The organism is Bdellovibrio sp. SKB1291214 (assembly GCF_002209355.2).
In the GTDB taxonomy this organism is placed as follows: domain Bacteria; phylum Bdellovibrionota; class Bdellovibrionia; order Bdellovibrionales; family Bdellovibrionaceae; genus Bdellovibrio.
In genome coordinates, this window is sequence record NZ_CP106855.1 from 138,993 (window position 1) to 158,686 (window position 19,694).

The 19,694-nt window shown below is 44.7% G+C and carries 18 protein-coding genes and 1 tRNA gene; 10 read left to right on the forward strand and 9 right to left on the reverse strand.

Annotated features, from left to right (window positions below; all coding sequences use genetic code 11):
• Window positions 1–2 precede the first annotated feature (2 nt).
• The 5 genes from B9G69_RS00660 to B9G69_RS00680 all read left to right on the forward strand — a co-directional run bounded on the left by B9G69_RS00660 (window position 3) and on the right by B9G69_RS00680 (window position 6,673).
• Complete coding sequence (locus tag B9G69_RS00660) at window positions 3–956, forward strand: LamG domain-containing protein (protein WP_088616375.1); 954 nt, start codon at window positions 3–5, stop codon at window positions 954–956.
• A gap of 67 nt (window positions 957–1,023) precedes the next feature.
• Complete coding sequence (locus B9G69_RS00665) at window positions 1,024–1,683, forward strand: hypothetical protein (RefSeq protein WP_088616376.1); 660 nt, start codon at window positions 1,024–1,026, stop codon at window positions 1,681–1,683.
• A gap of 73 nt (window positions 1,684–1,756) precedes the next feature.
• Window positions 1,757–4,627: an aminomethyl-transferring glycine dehydrogenase gene (gene gcvP, locus B9G69_RS00670; protein ID WP_088616377.1), complete on the forward strand. Its 2,871-nt coding sequence runs from the start codon at window positions 1,757–1,759 to the stop codon at window positions 4,625–4,627.
• A 44-nt stretch (window positions 4,628–4,671) separates the two neighbouring features.
• Entirely contained in the window at window positions 4,672–5,643 is a 972-nt protein-coding gene (locus tag B9G69_RS00675) for a glycosyltransferase family 9 protein (RefSeq protein ID WP_088616378.1), read from the forward strand.
• 13 nt (window positions 5,644–5,656) lie between these two features.
• Window positions 5,657–6,673 carry a small ribosomal subunit Rsm22 family protein gene (locus tag B9G69_RS00680; protein ID WP_088616379.1) on the forward strand — a complete coding sequence of 339 codons (1,017 nt, stop codon included), beginning with the start codon at window positions 5,657–5,659 and terminating at the stop codon, window positions 6,671–6,673.
• A 33-nt stretch (window positions 6,674–6,706) separates the two neighbouring features.
• On the opposite strand, the gene B9G69_RS00685 is transcribed toward B9G69_RS00680, so the two are convergent.
• Window positions 6,707–9,121: a CHASE3 domain-containing protein gene (locus B9G69_RS00685; protein WP_088616380.1), complete on the reverse strand. Its 2,415-nt coding sequence runs from the start codon at window positions 9,119–9,121 to the stop codon at window positions 6,707–6,709.
• Window positions 9,122–9,359: 238 nt separating this feature from the next.
• Between B9G69_RS00685 and B9G69_RS00690 the strand changes: the two genes are divergently transcribed.
• Window positions 9,360–10,208 (forward strand): hypothetical protein, encoded by an 849-nt coding sequence (locus tag B9G69_RS00690; RefSeq protein WP_088616381.1) that lies wholly within the window; start codon window positions 9,360–9,362, stop codon window positions 10,206–10,208.
• 92 nt (window positions 10,209–10,300) lie between these two features.
• Window positions 10,301–11,134 (forward strand): 50S ribosomal protein L11 methyltransferase, encoded by an 834-nt coding sequence (locus B9G69_RS00695; RefSeq protein ID WP_088616382.1) that lies wholly within the window; start codon window positions 10,301–10,303, stop codon window positions 11,132–11,134.
• A 316-nt stretch (window positions 11,135–11,450) separates the two neighbouring features.
• Here B9G69_RS00695 and B9G69_RS00700 read toward each other — a convergent pair.
• The 3 genes from B9G69_RS00700 to gcvT form a co-directional block, all read right to left on the reverse strand.
• Window positions 11,451–11,533: transfer RNA gene (locus B9G69_RS00700), tRNA-Leu, on the reverse strand.
• 58 nt (window positions 11,534–11,591) lie between these two features.
• The gene (gcvH, locus tag B9G69_RS00705) at window positions 11,592–11,981 is read right to left on the reverse strand and encodes a glycine cleavage system protein GcvH (RefSeq protein ID WP_088616383.1); all 390 of its coding nucleotides are present in this window, start codon (window positions 11,979–11,981) and stop codon (window positions 11,592–11,594) included.
• Between the two features lie 11 nt (window positions 11,982–11,992).
• Window positions 11,993–13,075: a glycine cleavage system aminomethyltransferase GcvT gene (gene gcvT / locus B9G69_RS00710; protein ID WP_088617250.1), complete on the reverse strand. Its 1,083-nt coding sequence runs from the start codon at window positions 13,073–13,075 to the stop codon at window positions 11,993–11,995.
• A gap of 98 nt (window positions 13,076–13,173) precedes the next feature.
• Between gcvT and B9G69_RS00715 the strand changes: the two genes are divergently transcribed.
• Together B9G69_RS00715 and B9G69_RS00720 are read left to right on the forward strand one after the other, a co-directional pair.
• On the forward strand, window positions 13,174–13,680 hold the full coding sequence (locus tag B9G69_RS00715; protein ID WP_088616384.1) for an SAM-dependent methyltransferase: 507 nt from the start codon (window positions 13,174–13,176) through the stop codon (window positions 13,678–13,680).
• A 95-nt stretch (window positions 13,681–13,775) separates the two neighbouring features.
• Complete coding sequence (locus B9G69_RS00720; protein WP_088616385.1) at window positions 13,776–14,258, forward strand: DUF4423 domain-containing protein; 483 nt, start codon at window positions 13,776–13,778, stop codon at window positions 14,256–14,258.
• Window positions 14,259–14,317: 59 nt separating this feature from the next.
• Here B9G69_RS00720 and B9G69_RS00725 read toward each other — a convergent pair whose 3' ends face one another.
• From B9G69_RS00725 to B9G69_RS00740, 4 genes are all read right to left on the reverse strand, one after another.
• Entirely contained in the window at window positions 14,318–15,100 is a 783-nt protein-coding gene (locus B9G69_RS00725; protein ID WP_088616386.1) for a substrate-binding periplasmic protein, read from the reverse strand.
• A gap of 88 nt (window positions 15,101–15,188) precedes the next feature.
• On the reverse strand, window positions 15,189–15,602 hold the full coding sequence (locus tag B9G69_RS00730; protein WP_088616387.1) for a hypothetical protein: 414 nt from the start codon (window positions 15,600–15,602) through the stop codon (window positions 15,189–15,191).
• A 199-nt stretch (window positions 15,603–15,801) separates the two neighbouring features.
• The gene (locus B9G69_RS00735) at window positions 15,802–16,446 is read right to left on the reverse strand and encodes an iron-containing redox enzyme family protein (protein ID WP_088616388.1); all 645 of its coding nucleotides are present in this window, start codon (window positions 16,444–16,446) and stop codon (window positions 15,802–15,804) included.
• Window positions 16,447–16,493: 47 nt separating this feature from the next.
• Entirely contained in the window at window positions 16,494–17,174 is a 681-nt protein-coding gene (locus B9G69_RS00740; RefSeq protein WP_088616389.1) for a hypothetical protein, read from the reverse strand.
• Between the two features lie 568 nt (window positions 17,175–17,742).
• Here B9G69_RS00740 and B9G69_RS00745 point away from each other — a divergent pair.
• Window positions 17,743–19,251 (forward strand): sensor histidine kinase, encoded by a 1,509-nt coding sequence (locus tag B9G69_RS00745; protein ID WP_088616390.1) that lies wholly within the window; start codon window positions 17,743–17,745, stop codon window positions 19,249–19,251.
• A gap of 1 nt (window position 19,252) precedes the next feature.
• Here the strand turns inward: B9G69_RS00745 and B9G69_RS00750 are convergent, their stop codons facing one another.
• Window positions 19,253–19,546, reverse strand: a complete 294-nt coding sequence (locus B9G69_RS00750; protein WP_088616391.1) for a helix-turn-helix domain-containing protein — start codon at window positions 19,544–19,546, stop codon at window positions 19,253–19,255.
• Window positions 19,547–19,694: the final 148 nt, after the last annotated feature.

Here is a 19,694-nt window from a genome sequence, read left to right on the forward strand (position 1 = left end):
TCATGAATAAAACCATCGGCTCAATCATGATGATTTTGCTTTCTGTGTCTGAGTTAGCTCTGGCACAGATTCCTGGCACGCAGACGGGATTGCCTTCGGCGCATAATAGCCAAGAATGCAAAAGCCCTGACCGTGCCGCATGGATGCCTAAAGCAAACAATGTGAAAGCTTTATGGCACATGGATGGTACCGCCGGCACGATCGCCAACGGTGCATCGATCGCATCTGGATTTTCCGGAGGCCCTGCTGCGGCAGCGACAATCTCTGGGAATACCCTGTCTTACGCCACCTCGACAATTGCAAATTTTCGGCAGGCGATTACGGCAACAGGCGCCACAGCAACAGATACGATTTCGTTAACAAACTCTGCGACAGATGTCTCAGCAGGCACTTGGAGCTTCTGGGTAAAAATGGCGATACCCTCCTCTGGGCAACAACGTTTGTTTTATAAAAGTGATAACAACAGCGGAGCAGGTTATTTGGCTGCCATTTATTCTGACGGTACACTTGAATTCGTCAAAGTAAAATCAAGCAGCAATATGAAGCTGCAAACGTGCAAGCTAAACTCTACTTATTTCGCAAATACCTGGCGTCATATCGTTATAACGTGGGATGGAACGACGACTTACACGGCTGACAACGTGACCAATCAAACTGGCGTTAAAATGTATATCGATGGCGTGGAACTGACGAATCCTGGAGCTGCCGACACAACTCGTTTTACAGGGACATGTTCAAATACGGGCAACTACGGTGGTTACGCTTACGCTCAGCCGGGATCAGGTACCGCCGGTGCCGATACTGGACTTCCTTTATTCTTAATGGGCATCAATGCCTCTTACACCAGTCCAACCGCCACGGCTTTTACGGGCAGTATGGACGAGTTCATGATCTGGAATGTGGCTTTATCGGCAGCTGAAGTTGCTGCGGTCTACAAACATCAAAAGTGCAATTAGACTTTGGATGGTCCTGACGCCCTCGTTATTGAAAAGATCCAGTTCCTTTTAGTATGATCAAGCCTGAATGAAACTTTTTAAGTTCCTTGCGAAATACACTCTGATTTTCGCTGTGGTAAGTATTGTCACAGTCTTCACTGCCATTGGTGGTGCGACTTACTATGTTTTGAATCACATTCACGAAGAAAATGAAAACAATCACAACCTGCATGAAGTGATGAAAATTGGCGAAGGCTATATTGACGAACTTCAATCTTTCGAAGGCCTGCAAAAGATGCTGCAGAATAAGAAAATGCCTCCTTTTTGTAAAACCATCTGCAATCCCAGTTCGCTCAATCAGGACATGCTTTTAACCGAGCGCACTCAGTACTTAACGCAGTTTTATAAGGCAACTGGCCCCCAAGCCCTGCAAGATCCTTTGTTCCGCTTTAAACTTGAGCAAATGGGCTCGGTTGCCAAAGCCGTCCCTGACTCCGTCCGTGGTGTGATCAAAGACGTTTTGGACAAAGATGGGATAAAATCAAAAAACAAGGTGTTACTGGCTTTGAAAGTCGAAACGACCCTGTTAACAGAGCTTCCAACCCTTTCAGAACGTCTGGAATCGTTTAAAGCGGACTCAGAGCGCCTAGATTTGGCCCGGACTTGGATCAAAGCCTGCCAGTCGGGAGCGAACTCTAAGAAAATCATGACGGAGTGTCAGGCAGAGTTTGATACTGCCTCGCATTAGCCTAGTCGCTTCCCCTACAAAGCTTTAATAGAATTCCCCAGTATGCTAGGCTGCTTGGCGTATTGAGGTGCATATGAAAATCGACGATTTATCTCCACGTAACGAATTTATTCCTCGCCATATTGGTCCAAACGATTCTGACATCCAAGCGATGTTGAAAGAATTGGGTTTTGCCTCTTTGGACGAATTAGCTAACAAAATCATTCCCTCTCAAATCCGCACGGATCATAAATTCGACGGCGTTGGCCCTGGCATTTCTGAATTCGGTTTATTGAACCATTTGAAATCAATGGTTTCAAAAAACAAAGTCATGAAATCTTACATCGGTTTGGGTTTCCATGACTCTATCACTCCAACAATCATTCAAAGAAACATCTTTGAAAATCCAGTGTGGTACACGGCCTATACTCCTTACCAAGCCGAGATCGCCCAAGGTCGTTTGGAAGCTTTGTTGAACTTCCAAACGATGGTTGCTGATTTGACTGGAATGGAAATTTCCAACTCATCCCTTCTTGATGAAGGAACAGCTGCTGCCGAAGCGATGTTCATGGCTCATGCACTTTGCAAAACTAAAGCAACAGCGTTTGTTGTTTCAGACAAAATGCACCCACACGTGATCGAAGTCCTGGGGACTCGCGCAGAGCCATTGGGTCTTGAGATGATCGTGACTAATCCAGCGACTTACGATTTCGCGAAACCAGCATTCGGTGTGTTCTTCCAGTACCCTGACACTGAGGGTGCCGTAGAAAATTACTCAGACCTTGCAAAAAAATATCAAGCGCAAGGCGCACACGTTGTTGCTTCCGTTGATTTGTTGGCAATGACTCTGCTAACTCCTCCGGGCGAGTGGGGTGCTGACATCGTTGTCGGTAACTCTCAACGTTTCGGCGTACCATTGGGTTACGGTGGCCCGCACGCTGCGTTCCTTGCAACGAAAGATGCTTACAAGCGCATGATGCCGGGTCGCTTAGTCGGTGTATCTGTAGATTCTCAAGGCAAACAAGCTTTGCGTTTGGCTTTGCAAACTCGTGAACAACATATCCGCCGTGAGAAAGCGACTTCCAACATCTGTACAGCGCAAGTTCTTTTAGCGAACATGGCTTCGATGTATGCGGTTTACCATGGACCTGAAGGTCTTAAGAAAATCGCTATGCGCGTGAACCGTTTGACGGCGATCATGGCAGATGGTCTTTCCAAACTTGGTTACAATGTTTCTAAAGGTGCCTTCTTTGATACGATCACTGTTGTTTCTGACAACGCGGCTGGTATCATCGCTCAAGCTGAACAATTAGGTATGAATTTCCGCCAGATCAACGATAAGACTTTAAGCATTGCTCTGAACGAGACAGTGACTTTGACTGACGTTGAAACCGTTTGGATGGCGTTCAACGGAGGCAATAAAGCCGCCTTCGATGCTTTGGCGATCGACGACACATTGAAATTGGAAATCCCAGCTGATTTGACTCGTAAGTCTAAATTCATGACAAACCCTGTGTTCAACTCTCATCACAGCGAGACTGAACTGCTTCGTTACATCCATCATTTGCAAAACAAAGACATCACTTTGACTCACTCAATGATTCCATTGGGTTCTTGCACAATGAAATTGAATGCAACAACTGAGTTGGTTCCAGTTTCTTGGCCAGAGATCAGCAAACTTCACCCGTTTGCACCGGTTTCTCAAACTTCTGGTCTGATTGAAATGATCAAAGACCTTGAAAACAAACTTTGCGATATCACTGGTTTCGCCGCAGTAAGTTTGCAACCAAATGCAGGTTCTCAAGGTGAATACGCAGGTCTTCTGGTTATCCGCAAATACCACCAATCTCGTGGTCAAGGTCACAGAAACATCTGCTTGATCCCTTCATCTGCGCACGGGACAAACCCTGCTTCAGCTGCACTAGCTGGTATGCAAGTGGTTGTTGTGAACTGCGATGACTTGGGTAACGTTGAAATTTCTGACCTTAAAGCAAAAGCCGAACAACACAAAGACAACTTGGCTGCGTTGATGATCACTTATCCATCCACTCACGGTGTTTACGAAGAAGGTATCAAGGAAATCTGCGATATCGTTCACGCAAACGGCGGCCAAGTGTACATGGATGGTGCCAACATGAATGCCTTGGTTGGTATGTGCCGCCCAGGTACTTTCGGTGCTGACGTTTCTCATATGAACTTGCACAAAACATTCGCGATCCCTCACGGTGGTGGCGGTCCGGGTGTGGGTCCAATCGGTGTCGGCGCTCACTTGAAAGAATTCTTGCCTAAGCACTCTTTGGTTCCTGAGGCAGGTCCCGCAAACGGTATCACTTCAACGACGTCAGCTCCGTGGGGTTCAGCATCGATCCTTCCGATCTCTTGGGCTTACATCACAATGATGGGTGCTAAGGGTCTTCGCAAGGCGACTTTGGTGTCAATTTTGTCAGCAAACTACATCGCTAAGAAATTGGAAAAAGCATACCCAGTTCTTTACAAAGGTAAGTCTGGTTATGTGGCCCATGAATGTATCATCGACGTTCGCGATATCAAAAAGTCGTCTGGCATCGATGTAACTGACGTTGCCAAACGCTTGATCGATTACGGCTTCCATGCTCCGACTATGTCATTCCCAGTTGCGGGCACATTGATGATCGAACCAACAGAGTCAGAACCAAAACAAGAAGTCGATCGTTTCATCGATGCTATGCTTGCGATCCGCAAAGAGATCTCTGCGGTTGAATCTGGCAAAATGGACAAGGAAAACAACGCTCTTAAAAATTCTCCGCACACTGCGCAGATGATGATGAAACCAGAGTGGAATCATCCATACACTCGCGAAGAAGCTGTGTACCCGGTTGAGTGGTTGCGCACGAACAAGTTCTGGCCAGTGGTCGGCCGCGTGGATAATGCCTACGGCGACCGCAACTTGATCTGTTCTTGCCCATCGATCGAAGAATACCGCTAAAAGGTGCCAGGTCCCGTTTACGGGAGCGGCGCTTCAAAGGATTTATGAAACGTATTTTACTTATTCGTCTAGATAAGATCGGCGACTTGATCTCCACCATGTGCGTGGATCAAGCCGCTTTTTTATCTGACTATGAAGTGAAATGGGTCATTGCCAAGGGCCTTAGCTTTGTTCCCGATAATGCCGATCCAAAACGTTCCTTCGTCGAACTTTCCAAAGACGATTGGAAGACTTCATTAAAGACATTGCGCTTATTCATCCGCGAATTTAAACCTGATGTTGCCGTAAGCTTTCAAGCTCCATGGTGGGTCAGTTTTGCATTATGGGCTGAGGGCGTAAAAGTCCGCGCGGGCGTAAAATCCCAATGGCACAGCTTTTTGTTTTTGAATAAAGGTCTGCGCCAACGTCGAAGCAAAGCCGTGCAACACGAAGCTGACTATAACATGGATTTGTTGCGCTTTGCTTTGAATGAAAAATCCAAAGAGCCAACTCCAGTTTTAAAATTAACTGCACCCAACAATCCCGAGCTTCTGGCGAAACATTCTTTGACCGAGAAAAATTATGTTGTAGTCCACGCCGGAATGGCTGGTTCTGCACTGAACTGGCCAACGGCTCGTTATATTTCTTTGATTGAACAAATCACTCCCTTTGCCAAGGTCGCCTTAACGGGAACTCCTGCAGATGAGCCATTTCTAACAGAGATCAAAGCTCGTTTTAAAAACGATGCTCAAGTGGTCAACCTACAAAGCCAGCTCAAACCAGCAGAGCTTTTCACGGTACTTAAGAATGCGAAAGCCGTCGTAGTACCAAGCACAGGTGTTGCCCATATGGCTTCCTCCCTGGGGGCGCCGGTTCTGGGCCTTTACTCCCCCATCCGCGTTCAGCATCCCCGCCGTTGGGCTGCCCGTGGAGAGAATGTAAAAATTTTCGTATCCAAGAACGAAAATCCCCCTTACGACCACGCGATGGAAGAAATCCAGGTCGATGATTTGCTAAAAGCCCTGAACAGTCTGTAGAATCCCGCCATCCATGCAAAGACAATTTACAGTCCCGGCAAATTTCGAAGAGGCTATCGCGAAAGCATTAGCAGACTATAAGCTGACCTTGAAAGATTCCAAGGAGCTGGCGAAGTGCGTGCTGGCGCTGTCTGATTTCTTTATCACTCAGCCCGACGGCCAAACTCCATGGCATGAACCCTGGGCGCAAGTGGCTTATCTTTGTTATTATCTCCCTTTAAATGCAGCCCGCCTGCGTGCGGTCATCTCAGAGGGCGAAAAACGCGGCTTCTTTGCAGGTCTTGAAGAGGTCATCGATTTCGGCGCGGGCCTTGCGACAGCGTCCCTAAGTCTTTCTGAAACTCAGAATCTCAAATACACATTGATCGAGCGTGCTGCGGAACCTCAGCGTTTGATCGAGAAACACTTTCCGTTTTTTAAATCGCAAGAATGGCTTCGCACCTTTAATGGTGGACGCCTGAAGAACCCCACCAAGACGATGGCGTTGTTCTCATATTCTTTGACGGAACTTAGCGATTTGCCTGATTGGGCTTATGAGTGTGAGGCATTGTTTATCGCTGAACCCTCAACGCAGCAAGATGGCCGCAAGCTTTTGCAATTACGTGCGAAGCTTTTGGAAAAAGGTTTCCATGCCTGGGCACCTTGTACTCATGAGGGACCATGTCCACTGTTAGCACAGTCTAAAACTGACTGGTGCCATGATCGTATTCACTTTAATGCGCCTGAATGGTTCCTAGCCATGGAAGAACAACTTCCAATGAAGAACCGCACTTTAACAACAAGCTTTTTGCTGATGAGAAAACAAAAGCCAACAGCAATTCCCGCGGCTCGCGTGGTCGGTGATACCTTGAAAGAAAAAGGAAAAGATCGCCAAATGATCTGCCGCGGTCCCGATCGCGAGTTCCTAGCGTGGATGCATAAATTCAAGATTCAACAAGAAATCCCACGGGGTTCTTTGATTGAAATCCCCGAGGGCTTACAAAAAGTTTCAAACGAGCTACGGGTCCAACAAGAAATCCAAGTTCTGTAAATAACAGGCTACTTTTTTTTAAAATCTTTTAGCTTAAGCCGATCGTTGCATTTCCTGGGCAAGGATTTTCTTCATCCATTTGATCAAAACCGCCCTAACGCGTTTTTTATCGATTGGCTTGGATACGAAATCATCCATGCCACTCTTCATGGTCTTTTCTTTATCTTCCTTCATCGCATTGGCAGTCATTGCGATAATTGGAATATTATTATTCCCGATGGCTTTACTGGTACGAATGACCGAGGTTGCCTCGTAACCATCCATCTCAGGCATGTGGCAATCCATCAGAATCATGTCATAACAACGACTGTGGGCGGCCTCGACCACTTCACGGCCGTTCCCCGCAATGTCCGCGCGTATCCCGAAATGCTCTAGCATTTTCAAAATAATGATCTGATTGATTTGATTGTCTTCGGCAATTAAAATACGCCAAGGCTTATCACGTTTTGGCATCTCCTCATCGGGTGAATCATGCTCTGTCGCATAGACTTCATTTTGGCCAGCCATCAAATGCATCGTGAACCAGAAATTAGATCCCTGTCCATTTGCTGAAACCACCCCAAGCTCGCCGTTCATCTTCTCTACCAAACGTTTACAGATGGCCAAGCCCAACCCTGTTCCACCGTACTTGCGAGTGGTTGACAAGTCGGCCTGAATAAACTCTTGGAAAAGAGTATCAATTACTTCCTCTGAGATTCCAATCCCAGTATCGATAATTTCAAATTTAAACAGATATCCGTATTCATCCTTAGATTTTACCGAAGCCTTAATTTTCACAGAGCCTTCATGGGTAAACTTGATCGCATTGCTGATCAAATTTAAAAACACCTGCCGAACGCGACCGGGATCGCCCTTTACAATCGCAGGAAACACAGGTTCGATATCTAACGTCAGATCAATATTTTTCTGACGAGCCGTAAAGCTAAAAGACTTGTGAATATCATGTAATGTACTAACAATATCGAAATCCAAATTTTCAAAGGTCATATGACCTGATTCAATTTTTGAGAAATCAAGTACGTCATTGACCAACGTTAACAACGCATCAGCAGAGGCTTTGATCGCATTGCCATAGTCTCGCTGCTCATCCCCCAGATTCCCTTCCATCAAAAGGCCCGTCATACCCATGATTCCATTCAGTGGAGTTCTGATTTCATGAGACATGGTTGCCAAAAACCGAGATTTTGCCAAAGTTGCACGCTGAGCCTTATCAGTGGATACGATCAAGTCAGCTTGTGTTTTTTCAAGGTCTTCGATGAGCTTTAATTTTTCCGTAAAATCTTGCGCTTGAGCCAGTGCTCCCGCAAGACATCCCGTAATAATTTTTAACGCTTCCACCGCATCTTGCTCAAAGTGATTCAAACTGGAGGAGTAGTTTTTCAACACGCCCAGAATTCTTCCATGATGATGCAAAGGCACGACAACCATTGAAGCCACACTGACTTTATTGGCTAAAGTTATGTGGAGATCTTTATCTAACTGACTGATATCGGGACAGCTGATCGTTTGCATTTCGCGCAAACACTTGCCTGAAAATGTTCCATCAATTTTTACGCGGATATCTTTATAGGGTTCAGCAGTTCCGTACACATGCTTATAAACGAATTCGTCTCCATCAATAAGTTCCAGGACCGCACCGTCAGCACCCGTCAGACGCGACGTAATCTTAACGATCATATCCATGACGTCGACTTCTTTTAAAGACTCACGGCTACCCAACTCGTTCTGCAATTCGATAACTTGCTTAGCGTGATCACGTTGGCGCTCTAATGATTTGTTAGATTGGGCCATCTCCTTAATCACTTTCGTTCTTGCAAAGTAAGACCTCGCAATAAGATACATCAGCAATGAAATCAGCAAAGTTTCGATGATACTTCCAGCATATAAAATAATCTTACTTTGCTGAACGATGTTTTCCATCCATTCACCACGTTGTAAAACTAAAAGCTTTTGCTCATCATCCATTGTTTTTAACAGGAAACGCAGATCTGACATGTAAGCCTGGCCATCACCATGCTTAACCAATCTTAAGGCTTCAGCGGTCTTCCCAGCCATTTTCAAGCTAACGGTCTTATCCATTTCGTCCAATTTTTTATTGATAAGAACTTCAACTTTTTTTAGACGATCTAACTGATTTTTTTGTTTGGAAAGTTTTAATTCGATTTCTTCATAAGCTAAAGGAATCTGTTCCACGGCTTCACGGTACGGCTGTAAATACGACGGATCACCCACTAAAAGGAATCCTCGTTGACTTGTTTCAACATCCGTCAAAAGATTTTCAAGACTTACAATACGGTACGCATTCGAGCGCGCCTCAGCGCGAAGTTGACTGACTTCTTTGATCAAACTTATACTTTGCTGCTGGTGATATCCGATTGTGATTGTGATGATCAAACAGATCGTAAAACCTGCCGTCGTTCGGAAATTAAAGTTTTTTAGGATGTTCATCGCGCTCCTCGAAAATACTAAACACAGAATACCGAATGTCGGAAAACTTACTGTTGAATTTCAGTAATTGAAAAAGATTCGGACTATAGGTCCCAAGTCCAAGGAATAACTTCTCAAGAAACCTTAAAGAAGCCGTGGGAAATCCATAACTTAATACGAAATCAAAAGTGTTTCTGTCTCAAACTGAGATTGATTTATAAAGCTCCAGCTGAAGAGTTGAAATTCCGATATTGAATACATGTCACATCCAGGCGATTCAGCATCATTCGTACCGCGAGAAAATCTAAAGCGTACGTTGACCTATAGACGACACATCAAATGGTTCTATTGGGCGTGCCTGGCGTTGGCACTGGTTGCTGGCTCCTTATTAGCATTTAATTGGGTAGCAGCACTGTTGGCTTTAGCGATTATCGCACCGGCCAGTCGAATCCTTAGAACCAAAGCTCACTCTTCTGTTACGGTCTTCAGTGACCGAGTCGAGATCGAAAGCCTGGGGCAAAAAACAGTCTTTCCATTCGAAGACATTAAAGAGATCAAATTCAACTATGCTCCTTATTTGAGTGGTTTGTTCCAAATTATTTCAGATAAAGGAAGGTACAAGTTCCCGATTTCTCTGGAGCGGAGCGAATACGTTCTGGAGGCGATCATTGCCTATAATCCAAAGCTAGCTTCCAAAGAAGAAATAGAAAAATACCGTAAGACCGCTGTTTTAACAGATCACGGTTGGGCGTACTTTCACGATAAGTTTCCAAGCATCACGAAGATACTCTTAAAATTCATTGTAACTCCAGTCATCGCAGCCGTCCCGCTTGCGATCATCAGTGGATACCACGAATCAGATTTCGACTATGTCAAATTGATCGTTATGTCGGTATTCTTTGGCGTCATCCAAGTTTTGATGTCGGGCTTAGCCATGAAATTAGAATCGATCATTCTAATCAGCAAAGCCGCGCCAGAACTTACGAAAAATCCCAACAACTTAAAACGAAATACGGAATTTGAGAACAAGGTTTACCGTCGTAGCGAACTCCTGCAAAAAATCCTTTTGGCAATTCTAGTGTTAATCTATTGCTTTAGACTTCTATAACAGGACTGCCCTTAAACAATATTTTAAAGGCATAGTTCCAAAACCGACGAATCGTGCTTCTCTTTCCCAATATCCAGGATTAACGTGGGTGCATGACAGCTTTAAGCCCTATTCACGCCTGGCACTATGACATGCTGATTGATCATCAGCGAAACCATTTCTACGAAGACATCATTCGCAAAAACTGCAAAGACAAAATCGTTTTAGAAATCGGCGCCGGCAGCGGCCTCATGTCAGTCCTAGCAATCCGCCACGGAGCCAAGCAAGTCATCTGCTGCGAAGCGAACCATCTATTAGCAAAAGCCGCCGAACTACTAATCCGCAGAATGGGCCTGCAAGATAGAATCAGATTGATTCAAGGATTCTCAACAGACATCCCCACAGAATCAATTCCCAAAGTGGACATGGTCCTTCACGAACTCTTCGCCTCAGACCCCTTCGCAGAAGACGTGATTCACTCCCTAAGAGACGCCAAACGCTTCATGAAACCCGACGCCATCTTTGTCCCGGAGGGCATTCAGTTAACGTATCAAGCAGTACGAGGCCACGCTTTAAGACAAGAATTAAAATTCGCAGGAATTGAATTGCACGAAATGACTCAGTTATTGGGCCAAGTTCACCCAGCCCTCAGAAACAACAACATACCAGGCTCCCCTAACAAAACTTACTTCCTTCCAAAAGTAAGCATGGAAAGCCTAGTAAAAAACTCCTACGACTATCTAGAAACAAATCCCGACCTAGTAGGAATCGACGCCATCGAACTAACCTACATGATCTACGACGGCGACCAACAAATGCAAGCAGCCCCCTTCGGCCTCCTAGCAGAAAACCGCCACTGGTCCACAATCTTCTTCTACAAAACCAACCTACAAACCAACCAAGTCCAATTCCACCTACAAGACGAAATCAAACTCCTAATGAACTAAATGAACGATCCGCCGGAAGGCGGCAGTGAAAAGCGAGCCCGCCAAAGGCGGAAGCAAGTCGAGCTCTGCAAGAGCGAGGTCCCCGTCGAACGAAGACGAGTGCCCCAAGAGGTTGTGCCCGCGCTAAAACAGTCCGGGGGACTGTTTTAGTGTGGAGCATGGAGGGAGAAGGACCGCGAAGGCGGTCCGTACGACCGACAGTCCCGAGCGGCGGCCCCCATCCCGTAGGGATCAGCGAAGCTCAATCAACCCCACAAATAAAAAAAGCCGACGATTAAGTCAGCTTCGATTATTCTTCAATCAGAGAAGAAAGATTTGGTGCCCCGCGAGGGACTTGAACCCCCACGCTTGCGCACTAGATCCTAAGTCTAGCGTGTCTGCCAATTTCACCAGCGGGGCAACACCGTTTTAGCGGAAACAAAGATTTAGCGAATTGTATCCGCTAAATCAATAAAAATTATTTCTCTGCGATCAATTTTTTATAGTCTGGAGCTCTCATTAGGTTCGCAAGCTCTTTTTCCGTATCCATTTCGATACGAACCAACCAGCCTTCGTTCACTGGATCATCATTCAAAACTGATGGATCGTCGCCCAAAGCAGCGTTTACTTCGATTACAGTGCCAGAAACTGGCGCGTAAAGGTCAGAAACAGCTTTTACGGACTCAACAACACCGAAAGTTTGGCCTTGAGTGATTTTTTGACCTTCTTCTGGAAGTTCAACGTAAACGATCTCGCCCAAAGAATCTTGTGCGAACTCAGTGATACCAACAGTTACGATGTTCTCGTCAACTTGAGCCCATTCGTGTTCTTTAGTGTAGTAATAGTCTTCAGGAATATGAAATGCCATGCTAGGGCTCCTTATTTCGAAATAAATGGTGTTTTAACAACAACCGCTTTCACTTTACGGCCACGGATATCAAGTAGGAACTCAGTTCCCTCTTTAGCAAAGGCCACATCGATAAATGCGATGCCGATTGGTTCATCCAAGCTTGGTGAGTGAGTACCACTAGTTACCTTTCCGATCTCTTTATTGTCAAAAGAAAACAGGGAGTAACCTTGGCGAGGGATGCCCTTCTCAAGCATCTTAAATCCCACAAGATTTTGCTTAAGACCGGCCTCTTTGACCCCAACGATTTGCGCCTTGTTCATGAAGTCCTTCTTAGCCGGTTTTACCACCCAACCAAGTCCCGCCTCATATGGATTCGTCGTGTCATCGATCTCGTGGCCATACAAAGAATATTTCATCTCTGTGCGCAAAGTATCGCGAGCGCCCAAACCAATCGGTGCCACTCCCAAGTCTTTACCTTGAGCCAAAAGTTCATTCCACAATGCCGAAGTGCCTGCGGCATCTACGAAAACCTCACAGCCCTTCTCCCCGGTATAACCAGTCGTAGCGACCATGATGTTATGGTTTTGGAATTTTCCAGATTTAACAGTAAACGGTTTCATCTCGCTGACTTTGAAACCAAAAACGCGGTCACAAAGTTCCAAAGCCTTAGGACCTTGAATAGCAATCTGCCCCCATTTGTCAGACTCATCCGTCATGTCTGAGCCCTTGTTATGCTTTGTCATCCACGCAAAGTCTTTGTCTTTGTTGGAAGCATTCACGCACACCAAGTAGTCAGAATTTTTCGACAAGCAATAAACGATAATATCGTCAACCAATCCACCTTGGTCATTCGGCAAAAGAGAGTACTGAGCCTCACCATCGTTCAAACGAGCGACATCATTCGTCGTTAGCCACTCCAACGTCTCAAGAGCTTTTGGGCCTTTCACACGGATTTCACCCATGTGAGACACATCAAAAAGACCTACGTTCTTACGAACGTTGTCGTGCTCTTCACGAAGGCCGACATATTGAACAGGCATGTACCAGCCGGCGAAATCGACCATACGGGCACCCAAAGAAACGTGGTTATCTGCTAACGGAGTTTTTTTCATGCGCAGGAGTTTCCAACGCCCTCCCAAAACAGTCAAGAAACGCTCGCGATGTGACAGCGCAGTGGCTTTCAAATAGGCTCTGTGCTAGGTATTCCAGCATGTTTAAACTTTCTGATCGTATGCAGGCTGTCTATGACCATTTGATTCCTGGAGAACCCGTATGGGATTTCTGCTGCGATCATGGCTATCTGGGATTGAGTGCATATCGCAGCGGACAGTTCCCAGAAGTTCATTTTGTGGATCAAGTTCCACACATCATTGAAAAATTGAAAACGCGCTTTGAACAAAAGCATCAGAAGTATGAAAAGGATCAACGCGCGTATTTTTGGGCGCAGAGTGGCGAAAGCCTCACTCATAAAGTTTCTGGAACAGTCGTGATCATCGGAGTGGGGACACATACCATCACTGACATCCTGCGTGGAATTCACGAGAAAAATTCGGGGCTTATCAGTCGCTATATACTTAGCACTCACAACTATGAAGACAAATTGGACGCCTTTTTGAGCGAGTTTGAACCTTTCAAAACTGCACATAAACTCACCAAATTCTGTAATGTTCCGGAAAACGGACGAGTACGTAAGTTATTGATATTCGATAAAATTTGAAAATCGTGACGCATCAGATTGAACTCTATTAAATTGCTGTAAGGATGTGAACAAAGAATTGATTATTCGGTCCCCTCCAAATAGATATCTCCGCCATGCAAGACCAAATTAAAAACTCAGATTTTCGTCAGTTCCTTGAGGACGAGTTAGCTCGTCGCAGTCAAAATTACCCACGCTATTCTTTGCGTGCGTTCGCAAGACACTTGGAAGTTGATTCTTCATTCTTATCAAAAATTCTTAACGGCAAACGCACCGTAACTATGAGAACTATTCGTATGTTCGGCGAGCGTTTGAATTTACCGGGCGAGCAACTACAACAGTTCGCCGAAGTAAGCCGCGAAAAGAAAATGAAGCGTAAACTTGAGCGTCTTCTTGAAAAGATGCCTAGTGAAGATCGCGAACAATCAACAATCACTATCACCGTTGATGAAGCTCGTTTGGATGAAGCAAAAGAGAAAATCAAATCGTTCCGCAAAGACCTTGCGCAATGGTTGGATGCTGGCGTGACTCAACAGGGTAAAACATACCAAATCTCTGTTTCGATGTTCCCAGTTTCTGGCTTCGGACTTAACGACTAGTCTTGCATTTCTAATCTTAGAAACTTGAAAACCGAGTGCTCTCAAGGCGCTCGGTTTTTTTATTGCTTCGTTTCTAAATCCGTTGGCGCTTCGGCCGCATGAAGCCCGTATTTAACGGCTATCTTTTCCACGACTTTTTCCTCCAGCATCTTTTTTAGCTGAGTATCGATCTGCACGAATTCTTTTTCAGAAAAAGTCTTTCGGGAAAATACAAAATGAAAGTCGACGTTTTTAGTTAAATGGGGCACTTCCTTCATTTTACTGCGATAACGTTTGACCCAATATCTACCATTGTCGGCATTCACATACGCCAATTGATAAGTTCCTAGATCCGCCATCTTCAACGCGATCAAAGTATCCCGTTCTTTCACGATCTTTATTTTTCCGCCAAGTCCGTCGTTGATTTCGTTAAGAGCAATCATCGAGATCGAGGGATTGGTCACTCCGACCTTTTTTCCTTTAAGATCTTCATATTGGTGAATCTTTTTGGTGTGCTTGTCTAAGCCGAAAAATGCCAGCGAGGTATGGAACACCGGTGTCGAGAAATAGAAGATCTTTTCCCTCTCTTCGGTTTTAGCCATAGGCCCGCCCATCGCGAATTTGCCATCGGAAATCCTTTGGATGGTTTCAGAAAACGGAAGAATCGTAAAACGACAGGCCATTTTTTCTCGTTCACAAAGCTGCTGCATGATCTCATAACCCGCACCCGAAATGCCCGTGGCATCAGGTCGCATATAAAACGGAGGCATATTGAAACCCACGAACGTCAAACGTTCATCTTCATGACCCGACGACGCTCCCATCAACAGGAAAGCTATTAAGGCGACGCAGATTTGTTTCATAACCAAATCTTATATATGTTTAGTCGCAACTTGTAGCACGTCTGTAAAATACAGTTGTTGTCTTTTGAAATAGAACGAACGTTCGTTGTTAGTTTCCGTTTTTTGCCAGGGCTGTGCAGATGGGGACGCCGAAGTTGGTAGAGAGCTTGAAGTTTGGTGGGCACTCGCCGTCGATTGGATCGACGGTGGCTATGTTTCTTTTTTTAATGCCGTCTAACGTTTTAAATGAGTCGCAGCTATGGAAATCTTGAGAGGAAGGGTTGATTGTTCTTAAGATCACTACACAAGCCATGTAGGTTTTGCGTTCATCCGAGGCGCTGGAAACCTCTTGATGAAAAGAAACGCCGCTTTCTGTAATGGCTGATCCTACATTGATTGCTAGGTACATGACATAGCCGATGCTTCCCCAGAATATGGAATTCAGGATATAAGCACGAAAGACCTTGAGCTGAGCCAGTTCTTTCTCGAGGTTAAATTTGTACCGGGACGGATCCATACTCATCTAATTATACCCGTTGTACGCATTTCTAAAGCGTCTCTAAATGATATTTTTCCCTAGAGAGCTCTATGATTTTTCGGCATTCTGAAACGAGTACTTTACGAAAGGTACCAGTGAAAACTGGTTCGTTCTGAGATTTGCCCTAGAAAAAGCAAAGCCCGGAGTCTTGAACCCCGGACTTCTTTGAAAATAACGAAAAATATTAAGCTGCTTTAGAGGGGCGAACTTTTGCTTGTTGTTTGCACTCGTTCAACATCTGCTCATAGTAGCTCAATGTCTGTTTCAAGTTCTGCAACACCGTCGTTTGATGATGTGCTGGCAAAGAAGCAATTTTATTCAAAGCTTCGTCGGTGTGACCAATGTCTTCTTCAGCATGCACACGGATGAAGTGCGCGGCTTTTGGCCCCCACGCCTTTTCAACACGGGAATTAACGTGATCACCAAAATACGCAGCCAAAGCCTCAAGACCCAAGATATAACCAAAGAACGCCATAGGAGATTGATGTTCAATGTAATAGTACTGAGTTTGGTAAAGAGCGCATGTGCCTGGCATTTCTGGCCACTCTTCCATTTTGCTGCCCAATGTTTTCAAATCATTTACCAACAATTTATCATGACCTTTTTCTTCTGTGGTATGAGTCAAGAAACGGTTGTGGAATTCTGGAGCAGCGAACTCCGTGCGCGCCCCTGCAAGAGCCAACAAACGAGTTGTATGACGAGCAAAGTAATATGTCTGGGAAACCCAAGCAGAGTATGCTTGTTTATCTTCCCACGGGAAGTTTTCGATTTGTTGTTTTGAATACTTAAGCAGCTCTTTCAATTCTTCATTTACGTTCTTAGTTTGCATATATCTCTCTTTTCTGGTTTGGGACATTATTTATGGAAATAAAAAAATTAAGCAGCTTTTCTAAATGGAATCACTCGGCTGTCATCTAAGATTGTCGTGTGATTTGCCTTTTGGTTCCAAAGGTTCTCCAGCAACTCCGCTGATTTCGGTTCAGATAAGGGTTGAACTTCGCCACGTTTCGTCATCAAAATTTCGCACTCATAGTTCATCTTGATAACGCTGCCGAAATAATTGGAACCACTCTTCGCAGCTTTGCGACGAACATTTAAATCACGACGAGCAGTGCCTACCAGGCAATCCCATGGACCTGCTTCCATCACTTTGCTGCCAAGTGCGATAATGATCTCGGACCAGTTTATTTCCGAGTTACGCGAACGGTACTCAGGAGAAACTGTTAGGTACTCCATACTCATCATCGTATTAATCCCGCGGTTCTTGAATTTTTCGATGATCGTTTCGTCAAACGCTTTCATATAGTGATGATCACGTAAGGCGTTCGATCTTAGGTCAAAAGAACTGTACAAGTGGAATCCGAAAACTTTACTGTCATCAGTAAGCGCAACGATGACGTCGCATCGGTGAAAATCATCTGGATTCAGTGGTTCACCCACTTTGCCCAAAACATCTTTGTAGACTGTTTGCCACAAAGTATAAACATCGTTACTAAGTTTGATTGTATCTGCAGATAAAGATCTTGGATTGAATAAATGATACTGAATACGGCCCATGCATTATCCTCCGCGGGAATGTTTCGGAAGTTGCATTTGCGAACTTTACGTCTGATTTTTCTTTCCAAAATTCGTACGTGTGATTTTTAGAAATGCAGAGTATTGGCTCCACTAATCTTTATTCGAAACATAAACAAAATTCTTTGACAACATTCCATCACGAGACGAAATCAGAAAAACAAAGCGGGCCTTACGCCCGCATTCATTAACCACTTGATATAAACACGACCTAGTTAATCGTTGAGTCCAATTTTTTTGTTAGAGGTCGGAAATTTTATCGCGCAAAACTTTGGTGCTTCTAGTTTCACTGAATGCCGTTGAAATTGGTCCCTAAATTCTGGGATCAGTGAACCAACCACGTCCAGGAAAATGTTTGCGCCATCGCTTTAGGTTGAATTCTTAAAAAGCACGGTCGCCGCGGATTTGCGGTGCAAGTGCGCAAATGATTTTAAGATGGTGTGAAGGAATCTTCAAACCTCTGGTGGAACACGACTTTCTGACTAGACTTGTTACCTTTTTCTAATGTTCTGGGTTGATTTAACCATCTGGCAGTTGTTATTCAATTTGTATGAGCACAAACACAAATAACACTGAAGTCTTATTGGAAGAGAACAAACAACAGGAATCGTCGCCAGTTACAAATAAATCGACATTCGAAAGAAAAGCATTGCTAATCCTGTCAGCAGTATTTGTAGCGGTCCTCGTGGGCGCCTGGGGATACGCCATGAGAGTGCGTGAGAGCGTGGCATCAAATAGCATGACGACGCATGCTGACCCAACCGCGCTGATCGAGGTTGAGCGTCTTCGCAACCTTGCTTCGTCGCAGTTGGATAACAGCCGCGCCTATTTCTTGTTGGGTTCACAAACTATTTACGACAAACAAAAGAAAGAAAAAGAATCTTTGATGGATTCTTTGGCTGTCTTTGAAAAAGAACACAACCTGCCAGGTGTTTCCGACGTCGTTAAGCGCATTAAGGACATTGAAACAAAAAACCAAGAATTCTTTGACCAAGCTGTTGAACATCGCGAGAAAAAAACCGAATCAAAAATCGTGGGCCAATTCTATCAAGCTAGAACAAGCCCCCTTCGCTCACAACTTAATGAAGCTTTTGATGATATCATCCATCTTCATCAAATCGAAATTGATAAAGCCAAAGCAGAAATCAAAGATGCTGCAAACCAAGCTGAAACTCAAATTCCTTTCGGTATGACTTGGTTGACAGGCTCTTTAACGGCGATTTTCCTAGGAATGGCATTTTTGGTTCTTCGCTTGGTGCGCAGACAATCCTTCCAATTGGCACAACAAAAACGTTTGTACGAAGAAGCTAAAAAGGCAGTTCAAGATCGCGATGAAACGTTGTTCGCGATTTCACATGATCTGCAAGATTCTTTAAAAATGATCTCGAACACAGCGGAACGCATGGCGACCACTCCGCAAGGTTTAAACATCGTGGAAAGTGGCGAATTTGTGAAAAGCACTGTTGCCACAATCGAAGGAATGATCAAAGACATTCGCGATCAAAAAAATATGGAAATGAATGGTCTGACTTTACGTATGGATCAGCTTTCTATTGATGATGTTTTAGATAATGCCCGCTTGCTCATGCAACCTCTTGCAAAACAACACGACGTTCGTTTGCAAATTGATAGTGTCAATCCTCCCGTACTGGCTTTCTATGACAACGAAAGAGTGATGCGTGTTCTTGCTAACTTGATCGGTAACGCGATTAAGTTCAGTCCAAAAGGCGAAAAAGTTGTCGTGAAGGTACGCAGCGATCAAAAGTTCGTAAACATTTCAGTCATCGACAACGGCCCTGGAATTCCTGCCAGCCAATTGCCAAATATTTTTGAAAACTTCTGGCAAGCTAAGAAGACCGCAGATAAAGGCGCTGGATTAGGTCTGGCGATCGTGAAAACCATCGTTGAAGCCCATGGCGGCACTGTACAAATCCAAAGCCAAACGGGCCGGGGCACGACTGTCACTTTCTCTTTGCCTCGACGTCGTCCGGTGGGAGCTTCACTTAAAAAACCTAATGTGACTGTAAAACACTCTGGCGCAACGGCGGAGTGGCAGTAATTTATTTTGCTTTTAAGGACAACTTTTTAGCTTCGGCGCGAGAGTTGTCCCATTTTTGATGGGCGCTATCGTGCGCATCCTGAGTCACCTGCTTCACGTATTCTTCACGCATCTCTTCTTCAGGGACTTTGTAGATCTCACACATCTTTTGTAATACTTCGAGTGGCGGCTTCCGATTTCCCCGCTCCATATTAGACAAAAATTGGGAACGACTGTACCCAAGCAACTTTGCAGCTTCTTGCTGGGTTAGAAATGCCCCCATCCGTTTTTTCTTAATAAAATCAGATAATGCCACTGTTAAATACTCCGGATTTATAATAATCTGGGAGCGTCTTGCTAACAATTTCCGAATTCTTGTGTCCTAACAGCTGTCATAAAACTATCTCAAATAAGATTTAATATTTCTTCTATCTATGGTTTAAAATCTCAACCTATCAATTCCC